Here is an 11,854-nt window from a genome sequence, read left to right on the forward strand (position 1 = left end):
TTTAACAAAAATATATTAAAAACGATCTTTTTTAAAAGCGAATTCTATTTTTAATCGAATTAATTGAAAAAATCGTAAAACTACTTGATTGTATTTAAAGTTAAACAAGCTATCTATTAAAACGTCTGTACTAAAGTTTTCATGAAAAAATTGCACTCTATTTTCTATCTGAACATCAGTATATTTACTGTACATTCTTTGACTAGAAACCTCGCTTAAACGCCATTTAAAGAGTTTTCTTCTGCGCCATTTTTTTCGATAATTATCAAAGTTTGTTGTGCCTTTTACCAAATATTCATCAATATAAACACATGCTAAATTTGCACTTTGCATTGCATATCTAATTCCTTCACCACCTCTTGGATTTATTGCAGAAACAGAATCGCCCACCGCAATTACTTTATTATTGTAGAATTTATCTTTTAAACCTTCAGAATATCTTAAAATACCACCATGAACATCTAATAATTTATAAGTATCACACTTTAAATATTCTTTAATAATTTGTTCGGTAATTTTCTTAGTAGTTTTGTCTGTATTTTCTTGATTAAGAGATTTTAAATGTGTTTTTCCTGCACCAACTTTTAAGATATTTTGCTCCATCGGAAAAATCCAAGAATACCCTTTAATTGCCCATTTATGCCCTAAAAAAAAGACCAATTGATCTTTGTATTTCTCATAAATCTCTGGCGCAACTTCTATTAAATACTCTGTACCGCTACCTAAATTCATTGTTGGTTGTACTTCTTTATCATCATACATTACCTTTCTAAGTGGCCCTGTAGCATCTACAACTAATTTACTTTCTACCTCTATAATTTCTGTAGACTTCGCTTTTTGTAAAGAAACAATTACAGATTTTTCATTTACTTTTTTACTGATGTATTTATAGCCTGTTAAAACTTCTCCTCCAAAACTCTTTGCATCATCAGCTAAAAATTGTTTTAATTTTCCGTAATCTAAAACAACTCCTTTGTTTGTATTTCCTTTCCAGAAATAACTGTTTTTTGTACACTGAATGGTAATATTTTTCCAATAAGCACCAATAACTTTGTTTGGTAAATCAAATTCTTTTAAAGGCGCTAATGTCATACCAGCGCTAGAAAAATTATTGTCCAAAAAAGAAGGAAAGCGTTCTACTAATAAAATTCTATGTCCTTTTTTGGCTAAATTTCTTGCAACTTGCCCTCCTGCCGGACCACCACCAATTACAACTACATCGTATTTCTGCATCATAAAATTAATTCAAATTACGTTTCTGAATAAAAAATCGTTTTAAAATCTGTGCACAATCATTCTCTAAAATTCCTGCTACAATTTCTGTCTTTGGATGCAATTTTGTTCCTAAATTTCTAAAACCTCTTTCGGGTTCTGATGCACCGTAAACAATCTTTCCTAGTTGAGCCCAATAACTTGCTCCTGCACACATTTGGCAAGGTTCTAGCGTAACATATAATACACAATCTTTTAAGTATTTTCCTCCTATAAAATCTGCGGCAGCTGTAAATGCTTGCATTTCTGCGTGTGCTGTTACATCATTTAACGTTTCTGTTAAATTATGCGCTCTTGCAATTATTTGATTTTTAAGAACAACAATTGCACCAACAGGAACTTCACCTTTATCAAAAGCAAATTCTGCTTCTTGTAAGGCTTTCTTCATAAAATAAACATCGTCGAAAGGTTGTATCATTTTTTGAAATATAAAAATCAATATTACAAAAAGTTAAATTGTATTTTTGCATTCTCATGACAAATTTGTTAGACAACATATCAAACCCAAAAGATTTACGCAAATTAAATCCAAATCAGTTACCGCAACTTGCAAAAGAATTAAGAACGTTTATTATTGATATTGTTGCTACAAAAGAAGGGCATCTTGGTGCTAGTTTAGGCGTTGTAGAATTAACTATTGCTTTGCATTATTTATTTGAAACTCCAGACGATTTATTAGTTTGGGATGTTGGGCATCAAGCATATGGGCATAAAATTTTAACCGGAAGAAAAAAAGTATTTCACACGAATAGACAATTTGGCGGAATTGCTGGTTTTCCTGCTAGAAAAGAAAGTGAATTTGATACTTTTGGTGTTGGGCATTCTTCAACATCAATTTCTGCTGCTTTGGGAATGGCAATAGCATCCAACTTAAAAAATGAAACAGAAAGACATCATATTGCCGTAATTGGTGATGCTTCTATTGCTAGCGGAATGGCTTTTGAAGCTTTAAACCACGCTGGTGTTTCTAATGCAAATTTATTAATCATATTAAACGACAATGCAATTGGTATTGATCCTGCTGTTGGAGCTTTAAAAGAATACTTAACAAAAGTAAAAAGTGATAAAAAATTAGCGGCTCAAAATAATATCATCAAAGCTTTAAACTTCGATTATTCTGGACCGATTGATGGTCACGATTTACCTAAGATTTTAAAGGAATTAGAGCGCTTAAAATCTGTTAAAGGTCCTAAATTTCTACATGTTATTACCACAAAAGGAAAAGGTTTAAAAAAAGCCGAAGAAGACCAGGTAACCTACCATGCGCCAGGAAAATTTGATAAAATTTCTGGAGAAAGAATTAAAAAGGAAAAAAGCTTATATACCAAATATCAAGATGTATTTGGACAAACGATTGTAGAACTAGCAGATAAAAATTCACGAATTGTTGGTATTACACCTGCCATGTTAACGGGTAGTTCTTTAAAGTTAATGTTAGAAAAACACCCTAACAGAACTTTTGATGTTGGTATTGCAGAACAACACGCGGTAACATTGGCTGCAGGTATGGCAACTCAAAATTTAATACCATATTGTAATATCTATTCTACATTTTTGCAACGTGCTTACGACCAAGTAATACATGACGTAGCTTTGCAAAATTTACCGGTTATTTTTTGCTTAGATAGAGCTGGTTTAGTTGGTGAAGATGGCGCAACGCATCACGGTGTTTTCGATTTAGCTTATCTACGTTTAATTCCGAATTTAATTATTTTTGCACCAAGAAATGAAATTGAATTAAGAAATATTTTATATACCGCTCAGTTAGGATTACAAAAACCAATTGCGATTCGTTACCCTAGAGGAACTGGTAATATTATCGACTGGAAACAACCTTTCGAAAAAATTGAAATTGCTAAAAGTATTTGTTTACAAAAAGGAAATAAAACGGCTATTTTGTCTGTTGGCACAATTGCTAAGAATGTTTCTGAAGCTTTAGAATTGGTAGATTCTCCTTCTGATTTTTCTCATTTTGATATGCGATTTGTTAAACCATTAGATGAAAATAGTTTGCATAAAATAGCCAAAACTCATCAGAATATTTATACTATCGAAGACGGAACAGTAAAAGGAGGTTTTGGAACTGCTATTTTAGAATTCATGGCAGATAATAAATATAAAAATAAAGTAGAAATACTTGGTATACCAGATAATTTTATTGAACATGGTAGTGTAACAAAGCTACAACAGACGCTTAATTTAGATGTTGATAGTTTAATTTCTAGATTTAATAGAGCATAAAAAACGGCACTAAAATTAGCACCGTTTTTTGAATTATAAACTTTATAAAATTATTCTATTATAATTTTTCTCGAAGATTTGTTATTGTCCTTATCTACTAAATTTACAATATAAATTCCTGAATCAATATTTAATGAAATTGGTTGTTTTTCATTGACACTAAAATCTAAACTAGAACCATAAACTTGTCTTCCGGCAGTATCAAAAATATTTATTTTCACTTTACCTAAAGTGTTTTTAGCAAATACTGTAATATCTCCTTTTGAAACTGTAGGGTAAACCGTAAATAATTTTTCATCAGATACCACACTCGTAACAAAAGCAGTACTGTCTACAAAATTTGAAGTAAACATTCCTCTACCATGAGTAGCTGCTAAGATTAAGTTATCTGATGCTCTATACTGTAGCATATCTACTCTAACATTTCCCATTCCAGAAGATGCAGGTTCCCAAAAAACTGTTTCTGCGGTTACATCGCTTGTTTTCCATATTCCTGCTTCAGTAGCTAATAAAACCTCTTTTCTATCTAAAGGATTGAATAAAGACCATCTTACAGGAATATCGGGCAGATTGCCTTCAACATCTTTCCAGTTATCTCCACCATCATTAGTGTACCAAACACTTTTTACTCCGTAATTAGAATATGTTAGTAGGATTTCATCATCCGAAGCACCAAGTTCAATACAAGAAATTGCTCCAAACACATTAGATGGTTCATTAATTATCTCAAAACTTTCGTCTGTACTATCAAAAATTAAAAGCCTACCAGTAACTGTACCAAAAAATACTTTTCTAGCAGCTACATTGTAAGGAGAAACCCTAATATGTGTTACATCAGAATTCCCAAAAAGAGGTGTTGAAATTATATCTTGAACACCATTAAAATTATCTCTAAAACCTTGGTTTTCGAAATCATCTTTTAAAATAACTCTTGTAATTTCATTCTTATCATTAAAAGAATAAAAGATATTATTTTCATCATCATAGTCTGATGCATTTATAAAATTACCAGAATCTCTATTATTAACTAAAGTTATATAGTCTGTGGCAGGAAATGAAGAATCATAGAGATAACTTACATTAAATTGTGTAGAAGCTATATAATAAATACTTTCTGTTGCATTTGTTGCCGTTTGATCTATAAAACTAAAACCTCCATCTCCTCCTAATACCTCTATAGTATTACTAATACCCGGTTCATATAAATAAACTGTACCATTATCTTGCGCTCCTCCCATAAAACCATTTAAGTTAACAGGGTCTATAGCAGCAGAATAAAATTGAGTTATATTTAAATTAAGATTTCTTGGAAATATTGAATTTTGATTAACATTCTTGGAGTTATCAGGAGAATAAAAAACGCCTCCATCTGTAGCTATTAGTAATTGATTATTACTTGGTCTAAAAACAATATTATGAATGTCTGCATGCACATAACTTACAGAGTTGTCAAAACGACTGTCCCAACTAGAGGTTTTAGACCATAAAACTCCGCCATTTGTACTTTTAAATGTATTAATTCCACCAACATAAACTTCATTTTGATTTGTTGGGTTTACTTCAATAATTAAGTCATACCAAGCTTGTCCTCTTGTAAAATCATCATTTGGTACCGAAGAATCTCTAGTATCTGATGGTTCATCTAAGTTTGTAAAAGTTACTCCTGCATCTATACTTTTTACAATTTCCCCTAAACCTGTTACAAAAGTATCGGGGCTATTTGAATTTTCTATTCTTGATGCAATTAGGGCATATATTACATTAGAATTTGATTTTGCTGTAGCTAACTCAACCCTACCTGCAGAAGGTAAAGAAGAGTTATAATTAGATGAAAATACAACTCCGTTTGATGATGAAAATATAGATCCTGATGCAGAACCTGCCCAAATCTTATTATCTGATGCTAATTCTAAATCTCTAATTGGTTCTGTAGAAACTACAGACCAAGTATTTCCTCCATCAACAGATCTAAATAAATCTGTACCCTCAGAAAAAATATTTTCTTGATCTTTCATTGCTGCATAAACAACACCTATTCCATTCTCATTTCTAACAATTATGTCATAAACATATTCAAAGTTAGTAGTTGATGATAAATTACTCCAAGTTAAACCACCATCTAAAGTTTTCCAGATTCCTGCACCATTTACAGCATCTGCATTTCCCCAACCTTCTCCGGTACCAACATAGAATGTATTATTCTGAACAGGATCATAAACCATTACTGAAATAGCAAAATTCGTCATATCAGAATTCACCATTGCCCATGATGAGTTTTCATTTGTAATATCTTCGTTTTTCCATATTCCACCACTTACTCCACCAGCAAATACACGTTTACTTTCGGTATCATTGGGGTCAAACATCATTGCTCTAACTCTTCCTGCTACTGTTTTTGGCCCTCTAGACTCCCAATTAAAAGTTGTTGCAGATTTAGAACTAGCATCTTGTTTTACCTTTTTACCATATTTTAAAGCTTTTACCAATCTATCTTGATGTAACTTTTTAGTATTAGGATCCATAGTTCTTAAAAAGTCTTGCTCAAACGCTAAATCTGGTCGGTCTTTTTTTGGCATTGCCTTAATCTCTTCTTTTGTTAAAGGAGATCTTTTAGTGTAAGGATGATTTGCTAAGTATTCAGCATACTCCTTCTTATTTTTTTCAAAAGTTATTTCTGAGTTACTTGTGTAAAACACAAAAATTAGTAAACCAATTATTGTAATGATAGAAAAAGTTGATTTTTTATTCATACATAAACTTGTTTTAAAAAAGGCATCTAATCTAATGATTATTAGTAACTTTATATAATATTACCAGTTAATTTTTTATGCATTCGTATAGCGTAACTATCTGATATTCTAGAAACATAACTACAAACCTGCATTATCCTATCATATAAGTTTGATGTTTCTGTTTTGTATTCTTCTGGTAATAAATTTAAAACCAAGTTGTCAAAATTTGATGAACAACCTTCAAACTTATTATTTAATGCTGTTACGAAAACATCTAATAAATCTGCAATAATTCTATAACCAGCAACTTCTTTTTCTACAACTTCTGTGCTTTTGTAAATTTTAGAAACACTTATTTTAATTATGTCGTTAATTTGAGCTTCAAACTTACACTTGTCTAGTAAAGATTTTTCGAAAGTTCCGTTTAAAATTGCTTCTTCGTTGTCTAAAAAGATTGTTACTGCTTCGTTAATTAAAACACCAATTGCTAAAGCTCTTAAATAACTAACTCTATCAGTTTTATGTTGTAACGAATGATACTTTTTGATATCGATTGTATCTTTTACCAATTTAATCATGTATTCTAAAGCAAATTCTTCGTCTATTAAACCAAGATTTATTCCGTCTTCAAAATCTATAATTGTATAGCAAATATCATCTGCAGCTTCAACTAAATAAGCTAAAGGATGTCTATAAAAAGAAATACCTTCAGATTTTTTTTCGAGCATTCCTAAATCTTTTACTACATCTAAAAATGCTTCTTTTTCTGATTGAAAAAAGCCATATTTTTTATCTACAATATGATTAGTTGGCTTTTTAGGGAGACTTTCTTTAGGATATTTTAAAAACGCGCCCAAGGTTGCATAACTTAATCTTAAACCACCAGAAATTCCTTTTCTAGATTCGGTTAAAATTTTAAATCCGTTTGCATTTCCTTCAAAATCAATTAAATCTTGATATTCTTTATCGGTTAGTTCATTTTTATATTTTACACCTTTACCCGTTTTAAAATACTCGCCAATTGCTTTTTCTCCTGAATGACCAAATGGCGGATTCCCGATATCGTGCATAACAGACGCTGCGGCAGTTATTGCGCCAAAATCATTAAACGTATAACCTAAATCTACCAAGTTAGGATGACGTTCTAACAACGCTTTACCAACTCTTCTACCAAGTGTTCTACCAACCACAGAAACCTCTAAACTATGCGTTAAACGCGTGTGTACAAAGTCTGTTTCAGATAACGGAATTACTTGTGTTTTGTCTTGTAAACTTCTAAATGCAGATGAAAAAATAATTCTGTCAAAATCTACATCAAAACCTAATCGTGTTTCATCTTGTGCAATTCTTGGTCTTTTTTGAGTATCGCCAAAGCGTTTTAAAGAAAGGAGTTGTTCCCAGTTCATTTTACTATTATTTTAGGGCTATTTTTTTATTTTTAAATAATTGATTACTTGTTTGAAAGAATTAAATTTTCGCAAAATAAATCCTTTATCATTGACATAATAATATCTTGGAAAAAATTTAATATTTAAGTCGTATTTTAAATCATTTTCTTCTTGAAACTGATTGTAATTTTGCCAGTTATATTGATGTTTTTTTAAATAATTTCTCCAATTTTTCTGGCTTCTATCAATAGAAATACCTATAATTTTTATGTTATTTTCAGCAAGTATATCTTGATATTCTTTGATTTCTTTATGTTGTTTTACACACGGCTCACATTCTAAATACCAAAAATCTAAAATATAAGAAGTTTCTTTAGATAAGGTTATTTTTTCTCTAGTATTATCTGCTGTATTAAAAGTGTATTTATCAAAATTGATAAATGTTTCTGAAGTTTCTTTACTAAGTTTCTGCGTATTTACCTCTTTATCTTTTTTACAAGAAAAAGAGATCAAAACTATAGCCAATAATAAAAAAGCTTTTTTCATTTTAAAATTTCTTCGAAAATACAATAAAAAAAAGAGAAGCATTTCTACTTCTCTTTTTATCAATATTAAATTATTAAGATTCTAAAACAAGTTTAAAATTCTATTGTTGTAGACAAAATTAAGAACCACACATTAAGCAATCGTCGTCTGGTGCTCCGTTTTTAGAAGCATCTACCATTGCTTTAAATTCTGCAGCACTCATTGGCTTTTCTTCTTCTATAACTTGCGCTTTCTTTTCTTTAGAAACTGTAAACTGAATTGCATTTACCGCAGATTTTGTTCTTAAGTAATACATTCCTGTTTTTAAGCCAGATTTCCAAGCATAAAAATGCATAGAAGTTAATTTACCATAGTCTGGATCTTTTAAGAATAAGTTTAGCGATTGAGATTGATCGATAAAGTATCCTCTATGGCGTGCCATATCGATAATATCTTTCATACTCATTTCCCAAACAGTTTTATATAACTCTCTTAATTCTGCAGGAATTTCTTCGATATGTTGTATAGAACCGTTTGCACGCATTATACTTTCTTTCATATCATTATCCCATAAACCTAATTCTACTAAGTCTTCTAATAAATGTTTGTTTACAACAATAAACTCACCAGATAATACTCTTCTTGTATAAATATTAGATGTATAAGGCTCAAAAGCTTCATTGTTTCCTAATATCTGAGAAGTAGATGCTGTTGGCATTGGCGCAACTAATAACGAGTTTCTTACACCGTGTTTCATTACTTGTTTACGCAACTTAGCCCAATCCCAGTTTCCGCTTAACTCATCATCTTTAATTCCCCACATGTTAAACTGAAATTCTCCTTTAGACATTGGAGAACCTTCGAAAGTAGAGTAAGGTTCTTTTGCTTTTGCAATTTCCATAGAAGAAGTTACAGCTGCAAAATACATCGTTTCAAAAATTTCTTGATTCAGTTTTTTAGCTTCATCACTTGTAAAAGGTAAACGCAATTGTATAAATGCATCTGCTAAACCTTGTATACCTAAACCAACTGGTCTATGTCTAAAGTTAGAGTTTTCTGCCTCTATAACTGGATAGAAATTAGCATCTATTACTGTATCTAAATTACGTGTTACTTTTTTAGTTACGTCGTATAATTTTTTATGATTAAAGTATTTTTCTCCGCCTTCTCTTTCAGAAATAAACATTGGCAAAGCAATAGAAGCTAAGTTACAAACCGCAACCTCATCTTCTGCTGTGTACTCCATAATTTCTGTACATAAGTTCGAAGAACGAATTGTACCTAAATTTTTCTGATTCGATTTTCTGTTTGCTGCATCTTTGTACAACATATATGGCGTACCTGTTTCGATTTGAGATTCTAATATCTTCTCCCAAAGCTCACGTGCCTTTATCGTTTTTCTACCTTTACCAGCTGCCTCGTAACTTGTGTATAAACGCTCGAATTCTTCATCGTAAGTATCGTATAAGTGCGGACATTCATGAGGACACATTAACGTCCAATCTGCATCTTGTTCTACACGTTTCATAAATAAATCAGAAATCCACATTGCATAGAATAAATCTCTAGCACGCATTTCTTCTTTACCATGGTTTTTCTTTAAATCTAAAAAGTCGAAAATATCTGCATGCCAAGGCTCTAAATACATTGCAAAAGATCCTTTACGCTTACCACCACCTTGATCTACATAACGAGCAGTATCATTAAAAACCTTTAACATTGGCACAATACCGTTTGATGTACCGTTTGTACCAGCAATATAAGAACCTGTAGCTCTAATATTATGTAAAGACAAACCAATACCACCAGCAGATTGCGATATTTTTGCAGTTTGTTTTAATGTATCGTAAATACCTTCGATACTGTCATCTTGCATTTGTAATAAGAAACAAGAAGACATTTGTGGTTTTGGTGTACCTGCATTAAAAAGAGTTGGTGTAGCGTGTGTAAAATATTTTTTACTCATTAACTCATAAGTAGCAATTGCTTCATCAATATCATTTTTATGAATACCAATAGAAACACGCATTAACATGTGTTGTGGACGTTCTGCTATTTGACCGTTCAATTTTAATAAATATGAACGTTCTAATGTTTTAAAACCAAAATAATCGTAATTAAAATCTCTATTGTAAATAATAGTAGAATCTAATTTTTCTGCATTTTCTTTAATGATATTATATACCTCATCTGCCAATAATGGCGCTTTTTTGTTTGTACGAGGATTTACATAAGTATACAAATCATCCATTGTTTCAGAGAATGATTTTTTAGTGTTTTTATGTAAGTTAGAAACAGCAATTCTTGCAGCTAATTTTGCATAATCTGGGTGTGCAGTTGTCATTGTAGCGGCAGTTTCTGCGGCTAAATTATCTAATTCTGATGTTGTAACACCATCATATAAACCTTCAATTACACGCATTGCAACTTTTACCGGATCTACAATTTTATTTAAACCGTAGCACATTTTTTTTACTCTTGCCGTGATTTTATCAAACATCACCGGCTCTTTTTTACCGTCTCTTTTTAGTACAAACATTTTTCTATTTGGTTTTTTTTATTAATTATTAGAGCCCACAAAAACGTCCAATTTTTTAGGATACTCTTTTTACTACTTCTTATTTTGTATGAATTAACACCTAAGAATAAACGGCGTTAATTTTATGTATTCTGATAATTAAAAATCAGAATCGAAACTAATACTTCCTGTTCCACCAGATTTTACACCGGCTTTTTGGTATTCTGATACTCTTTTTTCGAAGAAATTAGTTTTTCCTTCTAAAGAAATCATTTCCATAAAATCGAAAGGATTTGTTACATCGTAAACTTTGTCACATCCAAATTCTAATAACAATCTGTCTGTAACAAACTCTAAGTACTGAGTCATTAATTTTGCATTCATACCAATTAAACTAACTGGTAAAGATTCTGTAATAAACTCACGTTCTATATTTAATGCGTCTACAATAATTTCTGAAATACGCTCTTTTGGCACTCTATTTACCATGTGATTATTGTGTAAGTGTACAGCAAAATCACAGTGCATACCTTCGTCTCTAGAAATTAATTCGTTAGAAAAAGTTAAACCTGGTAATAAACCTCTTTTCTTTAACCAAAAAATTGAACAAAATGCACCAGAGAAGAAAATACCCTCTACTGCTGCAAAAGCAATTAAACGCTCTGCAAAAGAATCAGATTCTATCCATTTTAATGCCCAATCTGCTTTTTTCTTAATTGCCGGAAAAACTTCGATAGCTCTAAATAAATTGTCTTTTTCTACTTCATCTTTAACATAAGTATCTATTAATAAAGAATATGTTTCAGAATGAATGTTTTCCATCATTATTTGAAAACCATAGAAAAATTTAGCTTCAGAATATTGTACTTCGTTTACAAAGTTTTCTGCTAAGTTTTCGTTTACAATACCGTCTGATGCAGCAAAAAATGCTAAAATATGCTTTATAAAATAACGCTCATCGTCTGTTAACTTAGATGTCCAATCTACAAGATCTGCTGTAAGATCAATTTCTTCTGCCGTCCAAAAACAAGCTTGTTGTTTCTTATACCATTCCCACAAATCATCGTGTTGGATAGGAAAAATTACAAAACGGTTGTCATTTGGTTGTAAAATAGGCTCTAATACAGACATTTTTTATTGAGATTTTTGAGAATTATTATTTGTTAAAACGAGTTCTA

General features: G+C 31.0%; 8 protein-coding genes. 1 reads left to right on the forward strand and 7 read right to left on the reverse strand.

All coding sequences use genetic code 11. The features are described 5' to 3' along the window. Positions 1-15: 15 nt before the first annotated feature. Both WG950_RS08385 and WG950_RS08390 read right to left on the reverse strand, forming a co-directional pair. Positions 16-1,236 (reverse strand): NAD(P)/FAD-dependent oxidoreductase, encoded by a 1,221-nt coding sequence (locus WG950_RS08385; protein ID WP_340931610.1) that lies wholly within the window; start codon positions 1,234-1,236, stop codon positions 16-18. A gap of 4 nt (positions 1,237-1,240) precedes the next feature. Beyond that, on the reverse strand, positions 1,241-1,690 hold the full coding sequence (locus WG950_RS08390) for a nucleoside deaminase (protein WP_340931611.1): 450 nt from the start codon (positions 1,688-1,690) through the stop codon (positions 1,241-1,243). Between the two features lie 56 nt (positions 1,691-1,746). Between WG950_RS08390 and WG950_RS08395 the strand changes: the two genes are divergently transcribed. Next, complete coding sequence (locus WG950_RS08395; protein ID WP_340931612.1) at positions 1,747-3,513, forward strand: 1-deoxy-D-xylulose-5-phosphate synthase; 1,767 nt, start codon at positions 1,747-1,749, stop codon at positions 3,511-3,513. A 50-nt stretch (positions 3,514-3,563) separates the two neighbouring features. On the opposite strand, the gene WG950_RS08400 is transcribed toward WG950_RS08395, so the two are convergent. The 5 genes from WG950_RS08400 to WG950_RS08420 form a co-directional block, all read right to left on the reverse strand. After that, positions 3,564-6,263, reverse strand: coding sequence for a T9SS type A sorting domain-containing protein (locus WG950_RS08400; protein WP_340931613.1), 2,700 nt, complete (start codon positions 6,261-6,263; stop codon positions 3,564-3,566). Positions 6,264-6,313: 50 nt separating this feature from the next. Beyond that, positions 6,314-7,651 (reverse strand): deoxyguanosinetriphosphate triphosphohydrolase, encoded by a 1,338-nt coding sequence (locus WG950_RS08405; protein ID WP_340931614.1) that lies wholly within the window; start codon positions 7,649-7,651, stop codon positions 6,314-6,316. 18 nt (positions 7,652-7,669) lie between these two features. Continuing rightward, complete coding sequence (locus WG950_RS08410; protein ID WP_340931615.1) at positions 7,670-8,179, reverse strand: TlpA family protein disulfide reductase; 510 nt, start codon at positions 8,177-8,179, stop codon at positions 7,670-7,672. Between the two features lie 118 nt (positions 8,180-8,297). Continuing rightward, positions 8,298-10,697: a ribonucleoside-diphosphate reductase subunit alpha gene (locus WG950_RS08415; RefSeq protein ID WP_079737911.1), complete on the reverse strand. Its 2,400-nt coding sequence runs from the start codon at positions 10,695-10,697 to the stop codon at positions 8,298-8,300. A gap of 138 nt (positions 10,698-10,835) precedes the next feature. After that, positions 10,836-11,807 carry a ribonucleotide-diphosphate reductase subunit beta gene (locus tag WG950_RS08420; protein ID WP_340931616.1) on the reverse strand — a complete coding sequence of 324 codons (972 nt, stop codon included), beginning with the start codon at positions 11,805-11,807 and terminating at the stop codon, positions 10,836-10,838. Between the last annotated feature and the right edge of the window lie 47 nt (positions 11,808-11,854).

The sequence above is a fragment of the Polaribacter marinaquae genome (assembly GCF_038019025.1).
Classification (GTDB): Bacteria; Bacteroidota; Bacteroidia; order Flavobacteriales; family Flavobacteriaceae; genus Polaribacter; species Polaribacter marinaquae.